At 51.6% G+C, this 17,930-nt stretch carries 17 protein-coding genes and 1 tRNA gene; 8 read left to right on the top strand and 10 right to left on the bottom strand.

What is annotated here, in order from left to right:
• Positions 1 to 433, bottom strand: a 433-nt coding sequence (locus KQJ19_RS16755) for a helix-turn-helix transcriptional regulator (protein WP_216403880.1), incomplete at its 3' end; no start/stop codon positions are given.
• 255 nt (positions 434 to 688) lie between these two features.
• On the opposite strand from KQJ19_RS16755, the gene sugE reads away from it, so the two are divergent.
• A complete protein-coding gene (gene sugE / locus KQJ19_RS16750; RefSeq protein WP_016151397.1) occupies positions 689 to 1,006 on the top strand; it encodes a quaternary ammonium compound efflux SMR transporter SugE in 318 nt (105 codons plus the stop codon).
• Here sugE and KQJ19_RS16745 read toward each other — a convergent pair.
• Positions 1,003 to 1,536, bottom strand: coding sequence for a lipocalin family protein (locus KQJ19_RS16745; RefSeq protein WP_204552603.1), 534 nt, complete (start codon positions 1,534 to 1,536; stop codon positions 1,003 to 1,005). The genes sugE and KQJ19_RS16745 overlap by 4 nt on opposite strands.
• A gap of 93 nt (positions 1,537 to 1,629) precedes the next feature.
• Positions 1,630 to 2,775: a CMY-2 family class C beta-lactamase gene (gene blaCMY / locus KQJ19_RS16740; RefSeq protein ID WP_216403879.1), complete on the bottom strand. Its 1,146-nt coding sequence runs from the start codon at positions 2,773 to 2,775 to the stop codon at positions 1,630 to 1,632.
• A gap of 131 nt (positions 2,776 to 2,906) precedes the next feature.
• Here blaCMY and ampR point away from each other — a divergent pair, with 131 nt between their 5' ends.
• A complete protein-coding gene (gene ampR / locus KQJ19_RS16735) occupies positions 2,907 to 3,779 on the top strand; it encodes a LysR family transcriptional regulator AmpR (RefSeq protein WP_016155499.1) in 873 nt (290 codons plus the stop codon).
• A gap of 44 nt (positions 3,780 to 3,823) precedes the next feature.
• Here the strand turns inward: ampR and frdD are convergent, their stop codons facing one another.
• Genes frdD through frdA form a run of 4 tightly spaced genes read right to left on the bottom strand, consistent with a single transcriptional unit; the run spans position 3,824 to position 7,114 of the window.
• Positions 3,824 to 4,180, bottom strand: a complete 357-nt coding sequence (gene frdD / locus KQJ19_RS16730; RefSeq protein ID WP_003025535.1) for a fumarate reductase subunit FrdD — start codon at positions 4,178 to 4,180, stop codon at positions 3,824 to 3,826.
• Between the two features lie 10 nt (positions 4,181 to 4,190).
• Complete coding sequence (frdC, locus tag KQJ19_RS16725; RefSeq protein ID WP_016151401.1) at positions 4,191 to 4,586, bottom strand: fumarate reductase subunit FrdC; 396 nt, start codon at positions 4,584 to 4,586, stop codon at positions 4,191 to 4,193.
• 10 nt (positions 4,587 to 4,596) lie between these two features.
• Complete coding sequence (frdB, locus tag KQJ19_RS16720; RefSeq protein ID WP_006686291.1) at positions 4,597 to 5,331, bottom strand: fumarate reductase iron-sulfur protein; 735 nt, start codon at positions 5,329 to 5,331, stop codon at positions 4,597 to 4,599.
• Positions 5,324 to 7,114, bottom strand: a complete 1,791-nt coding sequence (gene frdA / locus KQJ19_RS16715) for a fumarate reductase (quinol) flavoprotein subunit (protein ID WP_016151402.1) — start codon at positions 7,112 to 7,114, stop codon at positions 5,324 to 5,326. The genes frdB and frdA overlap by 8 nt, the downstream gene beginning before the upstream one ends.
• A gap of 324 nt (positions 7,115 to 7,438) precedes the next feature.
• Here frdA and epmA point away from each other — a divergent pair, with 324 nt between their 5' ends.
• From epmA to KQJ19_RS16695, 4 genes are all read left to right on the top strand, one after another.
• The gene (gene epmA / locus KQJ19_RS16710; protein ID WP_003830517.1) at positions 7,439 to 8,416 is read left to right on the top strand and encodes an elongation factor P--(R)-beta-lysine ligase; all 978 of its coding nucleotides are present in this window, start codon (positions 7,439 to 7,441) and stop codon (positions 8,414 to 8,416) included.
• Positions 8,417 to 8,630: 214 nt separating this feature from the next.
• Positions 8,631 to 10,133 (top strand): glutamate/gamma-aminobutyrate family transporter YjeM, encoded by a 1,503-nt coding sequence (gene yjeM, locus KQJ19_RS16705; protein WP_216403878.1) that lies wholly within the window; start codon positions 8,631 to 8,633, stop codon positions 10,131 to 10,133.
• A gap of 301 nt (positions 10,134 to 10,434) precedes the next feature.
• Positions 10,435 to 11,151, top strand: coding sequence for a hypothetical protein (locus KQJ19_RS16700; protein WP_077249808.1), 717 nt, complete (start codon positions 10,435 to 10,437; stop codon positions 11,149 to 11,151).
• Complete coding sequence (locus tag KQJ19_RS16695; protein ID WP_047500022.1) at positions 11,151 to 11,465, top strand: YjeO family protein; 315 nt, start codon at positions 11,151 to 11,153, stop codon at positions 11,463 to 11,465. The genes KQJ19_RS16700 and KQJ19_RS16695 overlap by 1 nt, the downstream gene beginning before the upstream one ends.
• 50 nt (positions 11,466 to 11,515) lie before the next feature.
• Here the strand turns inward: KQJ19_RS16695 and mscM are convergent, their stop codons facing one another.
• From mscM to rsgA, 3 genes are all read right to left on the bottom strand, one after another.
• Positions 11,516 to 14,830: a miniconductance mechanosensitive channel MscM gene (gene mscM / locus KQJ19_RS16690; RefSeq protein ID WP_016151404.1), complete on the bottom strand. Its 3,315-nt coding sequence runs from the start codon at positions 14,828 to 14,830 to the stop codon at positions 11,516 to 11,518.
• 17 nt (positions 14,831 to 14,847) lie between these two features.
• Entirely contained in the window at positions 14,848 to 15,816 is a 969-nt protein-coding gene (gene asd, locus KQJ19_RS16685) for an archaetidylserine decarboxylase (protein ID WP_016155504.1), read from the bottom strand.
• A gap of 92 nt (positions 15,817 to 15,908) precedes the next feature.
• On the bottom strand, positions 15,909 to 16,961 hold the full coding sequence (gene rsgA / locus KQJ19_RS16680) for a small ribosomal subunit biogenesis GTPase RsgA (RefSeq protein ID WP_019078196.1): 1,053 nt from the start codon (positions 16,959 to 16,961) through the stop codon (positions 15,909 to 15,911).
• A 105-nt stretch (positions 16,962 to 17,066) separates the two neighbouring features.
• On the opposite strand from rsgA, the gene orn reads away from it, so the two are divergent.
• Both orn and KQJ19_RS16670 read left to right on the top strand, forming a co-directional pair.
• Positions 17,067 to 17,612, top strand: a complete 546-nt coding sequence (gene orn, locus KQJ19_RS16675) for an oligoribonuclease (RefSeq protein WP_016151407.1) — start codon at positions 17,067 to 17,069, stop codon at positions 17,610 to 17,612.
• A gap of 240 nt (positions 17,613 to 17,852) precedes the next feature.
• Positions 17,853 to 17,928, top strand: a tRNA-Gly gene (locus KQJ19_RS16670).
• Positions 17,929 to 17,930 lie beyond the last annotated feature (2 nt).

Raw genomic sequence — 17,930 nt, 5'->3', positions numbered from 1 at the left:
CCTCCTGCGGCGTAAGCAGCGGAGTCGCGTTTTCGGCTATTTCTAATGTGGGGCGAAGATGTAGCGCCTCCTGAATCGTGTGTGAGAGCGCGTTCAGCGTGGTGTGCTTGGTTAAGTCCGAATAGGCGACGGATTGAGAGGAAGCCATTGAGGTGTGCTGTCTTTCAACTGATTGCAGTAAAATCAGCGGGATGACGCCGCAGCTCATGAAAAAGGGTTTAATTGGCGGACTGGTATGCGTCTCGCTAATAAAACTGTATAAATCCGCGATCACCAGATGCGGCTTCCACTGCAAAATATGCTCTTTTGCTAACAGGAGATTATTGATCCCTGACACAAGAAATGAGGAGCTGAACCTGCCAGAATGATTAAGCAAGGCCTCAATCCCTGTGCGGGTAAAGTGGCACCGGTCAATCACTAAAATTTTAAGCATAACCTTTTCGCATTCAGAAGAGAGGCAATCGACTTTCTGGATTCAGAAAGCCCTTCATCATAGAGAACTCCATGAGTGCCAAATGCGGGAACTACGCCGCTAATTATGCTTAATTCTTGCTTTTAGCGGGCAGCGAATAAAAAGGTTGAAATTCATTTTCTCTCGCGCAAAAATGCCATTTCACACATCAGCTTTGCAGGACGACCTGCAAACGCTTCTTTCACCGGGGACGGCCCCATTGTTCTGGAGCCTTATATGTCCTGGATCGTATTATTAATTGCAGGTCTGCTCGAAGTTGTCTGGGCGATTGGCCTGAAATATACCCACGGTTTTACGCGTTTGACGCCAAGCATTATCACTATTGTGGCAATGATCGTCAGTATCGCCATGCTCTCCTGGGCAATGCGTACGTTGCCTGTAGGAACCGCCTATGCCGTATGGACCGGTATCGGCGCAGTCGGCGCGGCCATTACAGGGATTCTGCTGCTGGGAGAATCTGCCAGCCCGGCGCGGTTACTGAGCCTCGGGCTGATTGTGGCCGGTATTATTGGCCTCAAGCTGAGCACCCACTAAGCGCCAGGCTGTTTTACCCAAATCAGCTTATTCACCTCAAACCCTTCCCGGGTCGCGATGGCCAGCATTTGCTGTTTCATTTCATCTGAAATAGTAGGGGTCCGTGAAAGGATCCACAGGTAGTCGCGATCCGGCCCGCAAACCAGCGCGTGACGATATTCCCTGTCGAGGGCAATCACGTTATACCCGCCATAGAAGGGGCCAAAAAACGAGACCTTGAGCGCAGCGCGGTTTGGGGCGCCAGTGAAGTAGGCTTTCCCCTCCGTTTTCTGCCACATTCCTCTGTCCGGGTTATAGCCCTTGTTAATAACATTGATACCGCCGTCGTCGCGCAGGCTGTAGGTAGCAGTCACTTTTTCCAGTCCGCGCTCGAATCGATGGTCGAAACGCGCAATTTCATACCAGGTGCCCAGATAGCGTGTGGCATCAAAGTTATTTACTACGGTAACACCTTTCGGTGGTGTTGGGGTGCTGCAAGCGACAACCAGAAATGCAGCCGTAACTGCAGCAACGACGGGCAGAATGCGCATGGGATTTTCCTTGCTGGATTTTTGTTAAGTGTAGATGACAGCAGGAAAAAAAGAGAAAGAAAGGAAGCCCGATATCCAGGGCCTCCTTGTCCGTTACTGCAGTTTTTCAAGAATGCGCCAGGCGGCCTCGACGCGAACAGGGTTTGGGTAGCTCTTGTTTGCCAGCATCACGATGCCAAGGTTTTTTTCTGGAACGAAAGCAACATAGCTGCCGAATCCGCCAGTGGAGCCCGTTTTATGCACCCATGAGGCTTTCACGGCAGGCGCGGGCGGGTTTACCTCAACGGCAGGAAGCGCTGCCAGTGCTACTTTACTGTCGCTACCGCTAATTATCGAGTCGGCCTTCACCGGCCAGTTCAGCATCTCCCAACCCAGGCCCTGGTACATATCGCCAACACGCCAGTAACGTGACTGCGCAAGCTCGATGCCCTGCTGGAGCGTTTTCTCCTGAACCTGGCTGGCGTCCATGTTGGCCTGAACCCAACGGGTCATATCGATAACGCTCGATTTCACCCCGTAGGCTTCAGCATCAAGTTGGCCAGGGGATACATGCACAGGCTTTCCTTCGCGATAACCCCAGGCATAATCTTTTTGTTCGCTCTGCGGAACCGTAATCCAGGTATGCGCCAGTTTTAAGGGGTGCAGGACGCGTTTGGTCATCGCCTCTTCGTAGCTCATGCCTGAGGGGTTCACCGCCAGGGCGCCAAACAGACCAATGCTGGAGTTAGCATAAAGACGTTTAGCGCCTGGGGCCCATTGCGGCTGCCAGTTTTGATAAAAGCGTAGTAACGCGGCTTTATCCGTAACGTCGTCCGGAACCTGAAGCGGCAGGCCACCTGCCGTGTAGGTGGCTAAGTGCAGCAGGCTGATACCCTGCCACTGCTTACCCGTCAGTTCAGGCCAGTACTGCGTGACCGGATCGCTGAGCTTAATTTCGCCGCGGGCGATAGCATCGCCGCCCAGCACACCGTTGAACGTTTTACTGACCGATCCGAGTTCAAACAGCGTTTGTTGAGTGACTGGACGGTTATTGGCGATATCGGCTTTACCCCAGGTAAAGTAATAAGGTTTCCCTTGATAGATAATCGCAACGGCCATACCCGGAATTGCCTGCTCCTGCATCAGCGGTGTGATGGTGCGGTTAACGATATCGGCAATTTGTTGTTCTGTTTTTGCGGCGGCAAACGTGGAGAACGAAGCTGTCAGCAGCAGCGCGCAGCATATCGATTTTTTCATCATGAAATCAGTTCCGTAATTAAAAGCGAAAGGGTGTCCGGGCCCGTCAGACGTAATCAGTGTGTTTGATTTGCACCGTGTTGACAAACGGTTAAATTTAGCAGCAGATATAAGTTTTTCTAACAGGCCAGATAATGACGCGTAGCTATATCCCCCTTAACTCGCTGCGGGCTTTTGAAGCAGCGGCCAGACATCTCAGCTTTACCCGCGCTGCGATTGAGCTCAACGTGACGCATTCTGCAATAAGCCAGCATGTGAAAGCGCTGGAGCAACAGCTGAATTGTCAGCTTTTTGTGCGTGGTTCTCGAGGGTTAATGTTGACGACTGAAGGGGAAAGTCTGTTACCTGTACTTAATGACTCTTTCGATCGTATGGCGGGGATGCTGGATCGTTTTGCCACTAAACAGACTCAGGAAAAACTAAAAATTGGCGTGGTGGGGACCTTTGCGGTCGGCTGTCTTTTCCCTCTGTTGAGCGACTTTAAGCGCCACTGTCCGCATATTGATTTGCATATTTCCACCCACAATAACCGTGTGGATCCCGCCGCCGAAGGGCTGGATTATACTATTCGCTACGGAGGAGGAGCCTGGCACGATACCGATGCGCAATATTTGTGTAGCGCGCTGATGTCTCCGCTGTGTTCACCGACATTGGCCTCGCAGATTAAAGCACCTGTGGACATCCTGAAATTTCCGTTATTACGATCGTATCGGCGTGATGAATGGACGCTTTGGATGCAGGCCGCCGGAGAAGCACCTCCGTCACCGACGCACAACGTGGTGGTGTTTGACTCGTCCGTCTCAATGCTGGAAGCCGCGCAGGCGGGGATTGGTGTGGCAATTGCACCGGTAAGAATGTTCACGCATTTGCTCAGTAGTGAACGTATCGTGCAGCCTTTTCTAACGCAGATTGATCTGGGGAGTTACTGGATAACGCGTTTACAATCTCGTCCGGAGACGCCCGCGATGCGTGAGTTTTCCCGCTGGTTGACCGGGATGCTGCACTAATAAAAAGGCCCGCCATTGGCGGGCCTGATAATTAACGCATGCGATTAGATGGTCAGGATCCCAATAGCCGTTACAACGGTCAGGATAGCTGCCAGTCCGTAGAATACCCATTTGCCCGCAGGCACGTGGATTTTCAGGTCATGCATCGCGTGGTGCATACGGTGTAAACCGCACCACAGCGGCAGAACGATCATCAGGAACAGAAACGCACGTCCGATGAAGCTCTGAGCGAATGCCAGTACGCGTTCATAGCTGAAAGCATCAGGAACAAAGCCCAGCGGCAGCATAATGCCGACCAGCAGGATCATCACCGGCGCAATGATTGCGCTCCACATACCGCCTGCACCAAACAGGCCCCAGAATACGGGTTCGTCAGAGCGTTTTGGATTTGGATTAATCATTCCGGACTCCTTACCAGAACAGGGCAACAAACAGTATTACTACTGTCGCAACCACAGTAACTGCCCAGAGACCTTTGATGATCGGCTCTGGCCCCATTTTTTCGTCTTTTACGATGATGTTGGCAGCTTTTGGCGCCAGCTCAAACCAGGTTTTGGTATGCAGCAGCGCTGCTGCCAGGGCGATAATATTCAGGATCACCACCACCGGGTTTTGCAAAAAGGCGACAAAGCCCATCCAGGACTCTGCACCATGCTTGAGTGCAAACAGGCCGATAATCAGTTCAATGCTGAACCAGACTGCCGGAACCGCCGTGCCTTCGCGCAGCATGTAAAAACGATAAAATGGCAGCTTTTTCCACCAGGTGGACGTCATTGGTCGCACATAGGGTTTGCGTTTAGTCGTCATCGTGCACTCCTTAGCGTGGTTTCAGGGTAGCGATAAGAAAGTCTTTTGAACTTTCAACTTTACCCTGCTGAATGGCCGCAGCCGGATCGACGTGTTTCGGGCAGACTTCGGAGCAGTAGCCCACAAAAGTACAGGACCAGACGCCGTTCGGGCTGTTCAACTGAGCCATACGCTCCTTCTTACCGTGGTCGCGGCTATCTTCGTTGTAACGATGCGCCAGCGTAATCGCAGCCGGTCCAATGAACTCTGGGTTCAGGCCGAACTGCGGGCACGCGGCGTAGCACAGACCACAGTTGATGCAACCGGAGAACTGATGATACTTCGCCATCTGCGCCGGAGTCTGGGTGTTTGGACCCTGATCCGGTGTACGCGGGTTACCGATGATGTACGGTTTGATCGCTTCCAGGCTTTCGATAAAGTGCGTCATGTCGACGACCAGATCGCGCTCAATCGGGAAGTTGCCCAGCGCTTCAACCTTCATGCCGTTGGTGTAATCACGCAGGAAGGTTTTGCACGCCAGTTTAGGTACATTGTTGACCATCATGCCGCAGGAGCCGCAGATCGCCATACGGCAGGACCAGCGGTAGCTCAGGTCCGGTGCCAGGTTATCCTTGATGTAGCCCAGCGCATCCAGCAGTGACGTGGTTTCATCATAAGGAACTTCGTAGAAAGCACTGTGCGGCGCGGTATCGGTTTCCGGGTTATAGCGCACCACCTCAACTTTCAGGTTTTTCATCTCAGCCATTCGCCTTCTCCTTCTTATCGGCTGCTTCCGCTTCGCCACCGTAAACACGTTTAGCCGGTGGCAGAGTGGTGATTTTCACGTCGCTGTATTCCAGGCGAGTCGTGCCGTCAGCATCGCGGAAGGCGAGGGTGTGTTTGAGGAAGTTCACATCGTCACGCTCGGTGCAGCCTTCATCCAGACGCTGATGCGCGCCGCGGGATTCTTTACGCGCCAGAGCAGAGTGCGCCATACATTCAGCAACGTTCAGACCGTGACCCAGTTCGATGGTGTACAGCAGGTCGGTGTTGAAGACGCTGGAGGTATCAGTGATACGGACGCGCTTGAAGCGTTCCTGCAGCTCCGCCAGTTTATCAACGGTTTTCTGCATGAGTTCCGGTGTACGGTAGATACCGCAACCTTCTTCCATGGACAGGCCCATTTCGTCACGGATCTTAGACCAGTTTTCGTTACCTTCCTGGTTAACCAGATCTTTCAGACGTTTTTCAACGCCAGCAACCTGCGCATCGAGCGCGGCACTGTTTGCAGCGCCAGCCGTTGCAGCACGTTCTGCAGCCTGTTCACCGGCCATACGACCGAAGACCACCAGTTCCGCCAGGGAGTTAGAACCCAGACGGTTAGCGCCATGCAGACCAACAGAGGAACATTCGCCCACAGCGAACAGACCTTTAATGCGGGTTTCACAGTGCTGATCGGTTTCGATACCGCCCATGGTGTAGTGCGCGGTAGGACGTACCGGGATCGGCTCTTTAACCGGATCGACACCCACGTAGGCTTTCGCCAGTTCGCAGATGAACGGTAAACGTTCGAGCAGTTTTTTCTCGCCGAGGTGACGCAGGTCGAGGTGAACCACATCGCCACGCGGGGTGGAAATGGTGTTGCCTTTACGCCATTCGTGCCAGAAAGCCTGAGAAACTTTGTCGCGCGGACCGAGTTCCATGTATTTGTTTTTCGGTTCGCCCAGCGGGGTTTCCGGACCCATGCCGTAATCTTGCAGATAACGGTAGCCGTTTTTGTTGACCAGGATACCGCCTTCACCACGGCAGCCTTCGGTCATCAGGATACCAGAGCCTGGCAGACCCGTCGGGTGATACTGAACGAATTCCATATCACGCAGCGGAACGCCGTGGCTCAGCGCCATGCCCATACCGTCGCCAGTTACGATGCCGCCGTTGGTGTTGTAACGGTAAACACGACCTGCGCCGCCCGTTGCCATCACAACAGCATTAGCACGGATCTGCATCAGCGTGCCTTCCATCATGTTCATGGCAACCAGGCCGCGAGCATGGCCATCATCAACCAGGATATCCAGAACGAAGTGTTCGTCAAAGCGCTGAATCTGCGGGAACTGCAAAGATGTTTGGAACAGCGTATGCAACATGTGGAAGCCGGTTTTATCCGCGGCAAACCAGGTACGCTCGATTTTCATACCGCCGAAGCGACGTACGTTGACGCTACCGTCTTCACGGCGGCTCCATGGGCAGCCCCATTGTTCCAGTTGCGTCATTTCAGTTGGGCAGTGGTGGACAAAGTAATCCACGACATCCTGCTCACACAGCCAGTCTCCGCCTGCTACCGTATCGTGAAAATGGTAGTCAAAGCTGTCATGATCCTGCGCGACAGCAGCAGAGCCGCCTTCGGCAGCAACGGTATGGCTGCGCATTGGGTACACTTTTGAGATCAGTGCGATTTTAGCGTTGGGATTTGCTTGTGCGGCAGCAATTGCAGCACGTAATCCCGCGCCACCGGCGCCTATAATGGCAAGATCGGCTTGAAAGGTTTGCACGACATTCCTCCAGATTGTTGTTATTTCATTCCTGCCTGAAATCAGATGCTTCATCGGCTTCAAACAGGTTATGAACGCGTTTCCACTGCTCCTTTATAGGTACAATAGTATAGTCTCAGGGATGTGCGGGAAATTTGACGTGTTCGATTTTTTTAGCGTGTCAAAGGGGGGAATTATCATTGAATTTGATTAATTTAATTACTAAACCACCCCATGTCGCTTTTTTTATCCAATTGCCAGTGTGGATTATTGGCGTGCGAAATTTGTCTCGTTAACGCGATACGAGTAGACTTCGTGCCCTTGTCTTAAATCGGAGAAACAACCATGAGCGAAACGGCAACCTGGCAGCCGAGCGCGTCCATCCCCAATCTGTTAAAACGTGCAGCAATTATAGCGGAGATTCGCCGCTTTTTTGCCGATCGTGGCGTGCTTGAGGTTGAGACCCCTTGTATGAGTCAGGCAACGGTAACGGACATCCATCTGTTCCCGTTCGAAACGCGTTTCGTCGGCCCTGGACACTCCCAGGGAATGAATCTCTATTTAATGACCAGCCCGGAATACCATATGAAGCGCCTGCTGGTGGCAGGATGCGGCCCGGTGTATCAACTGTGCCGCAGCTTCCGTAATGAAGAGATGGGGCGTCATCATAACCCTGAATTCACCATGCTCGAGTGGTATCGTCCGCACTACGATATGTATCGCCTGATGAATGAAGTGGATGATTTGCTCCAGCAGGTGCTGGACTGCTCACCTGCGGAAAGTCTCTCTTACCAGCAAGCCTTCCAGCGTCATCTGGAGATAGACCCGCTGTCTGCGGATAAAACCCAACTGCGGGAAGTGGCGGCGAAATTGGATCTCAGCAATATCGCCGATACCGAAGAAGACCGGGACACCTTACTGCAGTTGCTGTTTACGATGGGCGTTGAGCCGCATATTGGCAAAGACAAACCGACGTTTGTGTATCATTTCCCGGCCAGCCAGGCATCACTGGCGCAAATCAGTACCGAAGATCACCGCGTGGCTGAACGTTTCGAGGTTTACTACAAAGGTATTGAACTGGCGAATGGTTTCCATGAATTGACCGACGCGCGCGAACAGCAGCAGCGGTTTGAACAGGATAACCGCAAACGTGCCGCACGTGGCTTGCCGCAGCAGCCTATCGACACCAACCTTCTTGAAGCGTTAAAAGTGGGGATGCCGGATTGCTCTGGCGTGGCGCTGGGCGTTGACCGTCTGGTGATGCTGGCGCTGGGCGCAGAGAGCCTTGCCGAGGTTATCGCATTTACCGTCGATCGCGCGTAACGCACTCTCCTTTCATACAAAGTGGCGGTGAAATGGCCACTTTGTAGCATATTTTTTCATTTACCCTCTAATAGCCACAATTTACTCCTGGATATTTGATATCGTTCAGGTATCAATTCTGTGTTGATTTTTCTATCGCTGAACTCTGAAAAGAGGGCAGTGCCAACCGGTGAGTGGCGTTTGTTAAACGCTTGCCAGAGTAAGGGATGGTTTAATGACCCAAACAATAAAAAAGATGAGCCTAATAGGTCTCATCCTCATGATATTTACGTCTGTTTTCGGTTTTGCGAATAGCCCCTCCGCATTCTATTTAATGGGGTATAGCGCGATTCCGTGGTATATATTTTCTGCATTATTATTCTTTATCCCATTTGCTTTAATGATGGCGGAAATGGGGGCTGCCTATCGGAAAGAAGAGGGCGGAATCTATTCGTGGATGAATAATAGCGTTGGGCCACGCTATGCGTTTATCGGCACGTTTATGTGGTTTTCTTCCTATGTAATATGGATGGTAAGTACCGCAGCGAAAGTTTGGGTACCTTTTTCAACCTTCTTATTTGGCGCAGACATGACGCAGCATTGGCGTTTTGCGGGGCTTGAGCCTACGCAGGTCGTCGGGTTGCTCGCCGTCGGTTGGATGATTCTGGTAACCTGCGTGGCCTCCCGGGGTATTAATAAGATTGCTCGTATTACGGCTGTAGGCGGAATTGCCGTAATGTGTCTTAATTTAGTTCTGTTGTTAGTGAGTGTCGCTATTTTGTTATTAACTGGTGGTCACTTTGCGCAGGATATTAATTTCATCTCCTCGCCTAATCCTGGATATCAGTCCGGTCTGGCCATGTTGTCATTTGTTGTGTTTGCTATTTTTGCTTACGGCGGAATAGAAGCCGTGGGGGGATTAGTTGATAAAACAGAAAAGCCAGAAAAGAACTTTGCGAAAGGCATTGTCTTTGCCGCGATTGTCATTTCTGTCGGTTATTCACTGGCCATATTTTTATGGGGCGTTAGCACCAACTGGCAGCAAGTATTAAGCAATAGCTCGGTCAACCTCGGCAATATAACGTATATCCTGATGAAAAGCCTTGGGATGACGTTAGGTAACGTGCTGCATTTTTCTCCTGAAACCGCGATGGCGACGGGGGTGTGGTTCGCGCGTATCACCGGGCTTTCTATGTTTCTCGCTTATACCGGCGCTTTTTTCACGCTCAGCTATTCGCCACTGAAAGCGATTATTCAGGGAACGCCGAAGGCGCTGTGGCCAGCGCCAATGACCAAACTGAATGCCGTGGGGATGCCGACGACGGCAATGTGGTTGCAGTGCCTGCTGGTGAGCCTGTTTATCCTGCTGGTTTCGTTTGGCGGCGATACGGCTTCAGCGTTCTATAACAAACTGACGCTGATGGCGAACGTCTCGATGACGCTGCCGTATCTGTTCCTCGCGCTGGCGTTTCCGTTCTTTAAAGCCCGTACGGGCCTGGAAAGACCGTTTGTTGTCTTTAAAACCCGAGCGGCGACGTTACTGGCCACATCGGTGGTTGTGCTGGCGGTGACGTTTGCCAATGTGTTCACCATCATCCAGCCGGTGATTGAAGCTGGGGACTGGAACAGCGCATTGTGGATGACCGGAGGCCCGATCTTCTTCTCGCTGTTGGCAATGGCGATTTATCAGAACTACAGCCGTCGTATGGTGAAACTCCCCCGGTGGGTGACAGACTAAGGAAAGATAAATATTGAATTTCCGCAAAGCCCGATAGGGATACCGTCCGGGCTTTGTTCGTATTAAATCATTTTTATAATTTATCAAAATGATATTCGTGTGTATATCTTTTGATATATTTATTATGACAATCATCTTGGGGTGATATTGTATAATTGGAAATGATTGCTGCTATGAATTTATTTTAAAAAATATAACTTCTGATTTTTCCTTTTATGCTTGTGATGTCTGTCTCATTACTGGTTGAGAATCATGGCTATTGTTAGGTCAATGTTTACATTGCCTTGGTGATTAAATTTTTATGATGATCAGCTCTCCGCCATTTTGTGAGATAGACGAATATGGTTTTCCTCATTGGAACGGGTTGGATTTTTTCCGTTGGTATGCCCTGCCTACCAATTGGCGTTTTATGACTGGGAAATCATATCTTTGGTATTATAAAACGGCTTGGTTAATTCACCATAGAACTATTATAAAACAATGTGCTTATGAAGCAAGAGTCCCAGAATTACTCCTTGCAGGTGTTGCTGTCGCAGAAGTTGGCGGAACTCCAGAGAGATTTAAAGGTGTTGGTGTTCTGCAATTTAGACAGGTAATTGAAGAAGTATTGGGAAAGAGCAGCAATGAATGGTCGAATGCTACATCTGTCGGTTCAGTTGCTATCCAGATAGGCGTTGCAGCAAGAACAATAGGTATTCACCCAGATAAACTGACTCATTTTCAGCAATTCCGCTTGTCGCAGTGTTTGCTTGATAACCACTTTAATATTCGGGTGGTAGCATTCCATTTACGCGATCTTATTTTATATGACAATCCAGATTCTGATACTATGTACTTGACAGATGAACAAATAATATTGGCTGGTTCTAGATATAATCGTGGAACCATGAGAAATAAAAAGGATATTATCCAATCTATTAGTGAACAACCCGGTTTTCCGGATCGTGAGTATAGTGAATATGGTCGTCGAATTATAGAAAAGAAAGATGCAATACTTAAAATTATGCGAGGCGGCTAATGAGTTGGAAGTCTTTTACATTGAATTTCATCTGGGGCATAGTTAGCATTATATTGATAATTATGTTTTCAACTCAGGACAAGGAATGGTTTATTGACGGCAGGGGAATCAATAATGTCTGTGATGTCATGGATTATATTGAGGACGACGATGTTCGTTCTGTGGGCATAATCTTAACACTACCTCTGTTTATTCCTTTTATCTATGCGATCGTATGGAGAAGACAGCGCGGTATCTGGCAATATTCTGTCATGGCGGCTCTCCTGCTTTTTTGGTTATGGCGTTTTATCATTAGATATCAATTATGCTGGTAAATAAGACGCTGGGTAGTGTAAGCACACCTCACGTCTTATTGTGGCATGACTTACAAACTCCCCGCCGGGCGACTGCTTCTGCCCGCAGAACTTAAGGTTCTTCCCGTTTGCTTACCGCCGAGGCTCTCCAGACGCATCTGGAACGGTGGGAACGGCATATCGATACCGTGCTCACGGAAGCCTGCCAGAATCAACTGGTGGATTTCGTGGCGCAGCGGCATACGATGCCCCATTTCAGCGGCATAAATACGCAGTTCGAAGATTTGAATCCCTTGCTGCAGGTCAACCAGGAAGACTTCTGGTGCCGGGTTATCGATAACCAGCGAGCAGCGTTGTGCGGCAGTAAGCAGGATCTGCGTAACCTCCTCGCTGTTAGCCTCCGACGGTGCCGGGATGGTTAATACCACACGGGTGACCGAATCCGATAACGACCAGTTGATAAACTGCTCGGTGATAAAGGCTTTGTTGGGGACGATGATCTCTTTGCGGTCCCAGTCGCTGATGGTCGTGGCGCGGGTATTAATTTTCGTCACGCTACCGGTAAGATCGCGAATCGTCACCGTGTCGCCAATGCGGATTGGTTTTTCAAACAGGATAATCAGGCCGGAAATAAAGTTGGCGAAGATCTCCTGCAAACCAAAGCCCAGACCGACACCGAGAGCCGCTACCAGCCATTGCAGTTTGGACCACTCAATACCGATCATTGAGAAGCCAACCAGACCGCCAATCAGCATCAGCAGGTACTTGGTGATGGTGGTGATGGCGTAACCGGTGCCGGGGGTTAAATCGAGATGTTGCAGTAGCGCCAGCTCAAGCAGCGCGGGCAGGTTGCGCACTAACTGGGTAGTGATGATAAACACCAGGATTGCGATAAGCACCGCACCCAGCGTTATCGGCTCTAAACTTTCCACACCCTGCACCGTGGAGGTGACATCCCACAACGAGATATTTTCCAGGAAGCCGAAAGCGGAATGAATTTCTGACCACAGCACAATGACCGAGAGCAGGGCGATAAGCATCAGGATAGAGCGCACCAGGCGCAGTGATTGCGCGCTGATAGCATCCAGATCCACTTCGCTTTCATCAACATCAATCGTGCCTTCAAGGCTGGTGGAATGCGCTGGTTCTTCTTCACCCCGTGCGCGCTGCGCCAGCATTTCAGCACGTCGATGCTTGGCGCGGTCAAACGCCAGCCGGCGGCGCTGGATCAGCATCCAGCGGCGGATAACGTGATACACCACCAGTAACAAGAACCAGATAGCTACGGACGTTTCCAGACGCGCCAGTAAAGCTTGCGACGTGGCGAGATAGCCCACTGCCGCAGCGAGAATGGCAATTAGCGGTGCGCCCATCAGCATATTCCACAGCATGCTGTTGACCATGTTATCGCTGTTGCCTTCTTTATCGAGGTACAGCGGTATTCCGGCGCGTTTCAGGCTCAGGGTCACGACCGCCAGCGCACCGCAAATCAGAATAAAGCACAGACGCCCCAGTGAGGCGGAGAATTCCCGGTCATTGAGATTATCAAACATAATCACCGCCATGATCAGCGGCACAATCAGCCCGATACTCATCAGGTAATAGTGCATGGCTTTCGCGACGCGGTTACGCGGCCAGCCAAAGTGGGCAATGAACAGACCGTTGGGGCGCGCAAAGGTGGCGCAAATCATTACTGCCCACAGCATGGGCACCGTGGCGGTAACGCCATCGCCGATAGCGACAGCCAATGGATAAGGCCAGGCTTCCTGCAATCCGTAACCGAGCGTTGCCCACAGCACCGGCAACGGAGAAGCGACGAGTATCGACCAGAACACCGTGCGTATCGTCAGCCAGAAGTGGTCCTGGGTGACTTTCCCGACCCGGGCAGATGAACGCTCCAGAAAACGGGTGAAGTGTTTGCGCGAAGAGAGGCTAAAGCCAACCAGCACCAATGCCGCGAAAAGCGGCAGCAGCGTTTCTTTGCTGGTCAGCATCATGATGCTGGCTTTGCCCAACTGATTAAACGTATCTAATGAGATCAGACGCCGCAGATCCTGGACGATGTCGACAGGCCAGGAGAGGGAGATGGGGCTAACGTCCGACGTCCAGAACAGATAACGGTGCGTTGCTTCGTTGACCTCTTTTAGCGCATCTTCCAGTTGGCTATTAGAGACTTTGAGCTTGGTCAGCTCAAGGATCAGCGTATCGCCACCCTGTAACAAAGAGTTCAGCAGCTCACGTTGGGTGCGTAACTGGGCGTTGAGAATGCTGCTCTGTTCAGCGGTCAGCGGTTGTCCATCGGCCTGATGAATCTGACGCAACTGCGGCTGTTTGTTGAGGAGATCCTCATAGCGCATACGGTGCACGCGAAGCTGCGCCATTTCGGTATCCAACTGCTGAGGCTTGGGCATTTCCGGTAAACGGGATACCTGCGCGCGCAGTGCTTCTCCCAGCATATTTGAGACCCCAAGCCACTGAGACTGCTCTCGCAGCGTATTCAATGCCTGGCGCACCTGTAGCGTTTGGCTGGCGGCTTGACGCTGTTGCGAGGCGACCAGGTCCATACGTTGCGCCTGCTGGTTTAATGCCTGAGACAGTTCGCGGTTAACCTTGAACTGGTCGACAATACCTTCCGGCAGTCCCGCGCTGTTTTCCGCCAACAGTTCGGTGCTTTCCAGCGCTCGCTCTGCTTCACGCTGACGTTGACTGTTGAGCTGGTTGCGCAAAGCCTGCAGGTAAGTATCGAGCTGCTGGCTCTGTTTTTCCGCCAGCTCTGAGCGCATACGCGCCAGCTCCTGGCGGTTATTAGCGGAAAGCTGCGCCAGCTCCAGTTCATCGACCAGGGCTTTGAGTTTGGCGGATTCAGCCTGCATCGCCTGATTCTGCGCGGGATTAGAGTTGGCGGTACCAATACGTCGCTCAAGCTCATTTAGCTGGCGGCGGGCATCGGTTTGCTGTTGAGGAAGCTGGCTTAACGAGTCGGCGATTTCCCGGGCGCGATCCTGCTCCTGCTGGGCTTGACGACTCTTTTCCAACAGTTGGCTGCTGACCTGGAGGATCTCCTGGTTTAACGCATCGGTGGTGAGTCCGGTTGGCACATTGCGCGGTTCGTCGCGCAGGTTGCTAAGCTGCGCGCGTAATGTTGCGGACAGCTTGGGGAAGTTATCAATAACCTGCTGATATTGCTGGGCACGTTCGAGAGAACCTTTACGCTCCTCGAGGGCATTCAGCGCGGACTGGAGCGCCTCGACGGTTTCTGGCTGAGCAGGTTTCGCCGCTTTTGCCTGCTCCAGTTCCTGGGTGAGTTGTTTGGCATCGGGGGCCGTCGCAGCGTACGCCCCCAGGCTGAGGCACCAGGCCATCAGAAAAGTGATAATCAGGCGCACAGCAGCGATTCCTATGTTTAACTTTCGTCTTTTTTGTCGTCAACCAGCGGGCTGGCGTCGTGTTCTGCTTCGATCTCTTCTTTCGCAAGCGGGGCAGGTTCTGCCTCTGGCGTCACGAATGTCTCGGTCGAGATGGCCATTGGCTGGCCGATTTTGGTCACTGAAAGGTCCTGCAACTGCTCAACCAGGTTAACTTTGCCAGGCGCGAACAGGTTGATAACGGTGGAACCGAGCTTAAAGCGGCCCATTTCCTGACCTTTCAGCAGCGCCACCGACCCTTCGCTTTCGCCTTCCGGCCAGGTCCAGCGTTTGATGACGCCTTCACGCGGTGGGGTAATGGTGCCAGCCCATGCGGTTTCAATACTGCCGACGATGGTCGCGCCGACCAGAATCTGCACCATCGGGCCAAATTCGGTATCAAACAGACAGATTACGCGTTCGTTGCGTGCAAACAGGTTTGGAACGTTTTGCGCAGTCAGGATATTTACAGAGAAGAGATCGCCTGGCACGTACATCATTTCACGCAGGATACCGTTACACGGCATATGTACACGGTGGTAATCGCGTGGAGATAAGTAAGTGGTCACAAACGTACCGTTGCGGAATTTGTCCGCCATCTGGTAGTTGCCGGCCAGCAGTGCTTCAAGGGTATAGCTGTGCCCTTTGGCCTGCAGCAGTTTGTCTTCTTCGATGTTTCCTAACTGGTTAATCACGCCGTCAGCAGGCATGACCAGTACGTTTGGATCGGTGTTAATCGGGCGAACGTCGTCGCGCAGTGGGCGAACAAAGAAGTCGTTAAAGGTGCGATAGCTGGCGGTATCCGGCTTTTGCGCCTCTTTCATATCGACCTTGTAATATTTCACGAACAGATCGATAACCAGTTTAGTCAGCCATCCCGCTCGTTTGCTCGCACCCCAACCCGCCAGGCGAGTGAGCCATAGTTTCGGCAGAATGTATTGTAGCGAAAGCTTAAATGAGTTTAACAAGGTAGCCTCCAGGCCATAATTTGTTCCCGATCCGGCATACGGGCCGGATCCTGAAAAAAGGGGGACGATTCTAGCGATGCTTAGCTTAGTTGTCAGTTGTCTGTATCAGAAAAGTTTTTACGTGTTTTTACCTGCGCCATGCTTTCCAGGATGCGGTGATAATTTTCAAACCGAGTTTCAGCTATTGCCCCTTTTTCTACGGCCTCACGGATAGCGCAGCCTGGATCGGTATCATGCTTGCAGTCGCGGTATTTGCAGTGGCCCAGGTAGTCATGGAATTCGACAAAACCATGTGTGATTTGTTCCGGCTCCAGATGCCACAACCCGAACTCACGTACGCCAGGGGAGTCGATAACGTCGCCACCGTGCGGGAAATGATACAGGCGAGAGGCAGTGGTGGTGTGCTGTCCAAGGCCGGAGTTGTCGGAGACATCGTTGGTCAGGATCTCTTCCTGCAGACCGAGAAGATTATTGAGCAGGCTAGATTTACCAACGCCCGACTGACCGGCAAAAATGCTGATGCGATCGGTTAATGCTTCTTCAAGCGGTTTCAGGCCGTCTTTCGTGCGGCTTGATACCATCAACACGCGATAGCCAATGTGGCGATAAATATCCATCTGTTCGTTAACAAAGGCCATGCCTTCGTCATCCAGCAGATCGATCTTATTCAATACGATAATTGGTTCAACGTGTAGCGTTTCACAGGCTACCAGATACCGGTCGATAATATTGAGTGACAGCTCGGGTAAGATGGCTGAGACAATAACGATCTGGTTGATGTTGGCGGCAATGGGTTTCACCCCGTCGTAAAAGTCGGGACGTGTCAGTACCGAGGTACGCTCGTGTACCGCCTCAACGATGCCTTTGACATTCACGCCTTCTGCTGCTGCTTTTCCCGGGCGCCAGACAACGCGATCGCCGGTCACCAGCGAGCGAATTGTACGGCGGATGTTGCAGCGGTGAATCTCACCGTCAGCAGATTCCACGTCGGCATGCATGCCAAAACGGCTGATAACGATGCCTTCAGCGGTTTCGCCAAACAGGTTGTCGTCGTAGTCTGGCTTCTCCGTGGACGTTTTCAGACGACGCTGGTGATTGGCGTTCACACGGCGCTGTTGGCCTTTGGAGAGTTTATTCTTACTCAATCGGACTGACTCCTGGTCGCCCATAATGGGCAAAACATTTATGATACACGCAATTTTAGATGAATATAGTCACACTGAATGTGACGCTGAAGGGTGGAAAATAGCATGAGTGCCAATGAAAACAACCTGATTTGGATCGATCTGGAGATGACAGGTCTGGATCCCGAGCGCGATCGCATAATTGAGATAGCCACGCTGGTGACGGATGCCAACCTGAATATTCTGGCTGAAGGACCGACAATTGCGGTGCACCAGTCCGACGAACAGTTGGCATTAATGGATGACTGGAACGTACGTACGCATACCGGTAGTGGGCTAGTGGATCGCGTGAAGGCGAGCACCATGGGGGATCGTGAAGCTGAACTGGCTACGCTGGCTTTTTTGAAAGAGTGGGTTCCAGAAGGGAAATCACCTATCTGCGGCAACAGCATCGGTCAGGATCGCCGTTTCCTGTTTAAATACATGCCGGAGCTGGAGGCGTATTTCCATTATCGCTATCTTGACGTCAGTACTCTGAAAGAGCTGGCGCGTCGTTGGAAGCCGGAGATTCTTGCTGGCTTCACCAAGCAGGGAACGCATCAGGCGATGGACGATATTCGTGAATCTGTTGCTGAGCTTGCTTACTATCGCGAACATTTTATTAAGCTTTGATTTTATGGATTGCCGGGCGGCGCTGTGGCTTACCCGGCCTACGAATATCGTTCCTGTGAGCTTGCACTGAGGCTGGATTGTCGCTAAATTAGACGACTTGCCGATAAATTCAGCACTTAAACAGAAAAACAAAAAAATCGCTTTTAGGGGGGTTGCAGCTAAACGGATTTCTCGTATAATGCGCCTCCCGTAACGACAGAGAATTACACGTTACGGCAGCAGCAAAAGCAGTACAAATTTGCGGGAATAGCTCAGTTGGTAGAGCACGACCTTGCCAAGGTCGGGGTCGCGAGTTCGAGTCTCGTTTCCCGCTCCAAA

The organism is Citrobacter sp. S46_ASV_140 (assembly GCF_018919545.1).
In the GTDB taxonomy this organism is placed as follows: domain Bacteria; phylum Pseudomonadota; class Gammaproteobacteria; order Enterobacterales; family Enterobacteriaceae; genus Citrobacter; species Citrobacter braakii.
The sequence above is the reverse complement of the archived record's forward strand: the minus strand, read 5'-3'. Positions and strand labels throughout refer to the sequence as shown.

Coding starts and splice junctions, on each gene's coding strand:
- blaCMY (WP_216403879.1), bottom strand. CDS start 2,775: ATGATGAAAAAATCGATATGCTGCGCGCTGCTGCTGACAGCTTCGTTC.
- yjeM (WP_216403878.1), top strand. CDS start 8,631: ATGACCCAAACAATAAAAAAGATGAGCCTAATAGGTCTCATCCTCATG.
- KQJ19_RS16745 (WP_204552603.1), bottom strand. CDS start 1,536: ATGCGCATTCTGCCCGTCGTTGCTGCAGTTACGGCTGCATTTCTGGTT.
- sugE (WP_016151397.1), top strand. CDS start 689: ATGTCCTGGATCGTATTATTAATTGCAGGTCTGCTCGAAGTTGTCTGG.
- epmA (WP_003830517.1), top strand. CDS start 7,439: ATGAGCGAAACGGCAACCTGGCAGCCGAGCGCGTCCATCCCCAATCTG.
- ampR (WP_016155499.1), top strand. CDS start 2,907: ATGACGCGTAGCTATATCCCCCTTAACTCGCTGCGGGCTTTTGAAGCA.
- frdD (WP_003025535.1), bottom strand. CDS start 4,180: ATGATTAATCCAAATCCAAAACGCTCTGACGAACCCGTATTCTGGGGC.
- frdB (WP_006686291.1), bottom strand. CDS start 5,331: ATGGCTGAGATGAAAAACCTGAAAGTTGAGGTGGTGCGCTATAACCCG.
- orn (WP_016151407.1), top strand. CDS start 17,067: ATGAGTGCCAATGAAAACAACCTGATTTGGATCGATCTGGAGATGACA.
- frdC (WP_016151401.1), bottom strand. CDS start 4,586: ATGACGACTAAACGCAAACCCTATGTGCGACCAATGACGTCCACCTGG.
- KQJ19_RS16700 (WP_077249808.1), top strand. CDS start 10,435: ATGATGATCAGCTCTCCGCCATTTTGTGAGATAGACGAATATGGTTTT.
- KQJ19_RS16695 (WP_047500022.1), top strand. CDS start 11,151: ATGAGTTGGAAGTCTTTTACATTGAATTTCATCTGGGGCATAGTTAGC.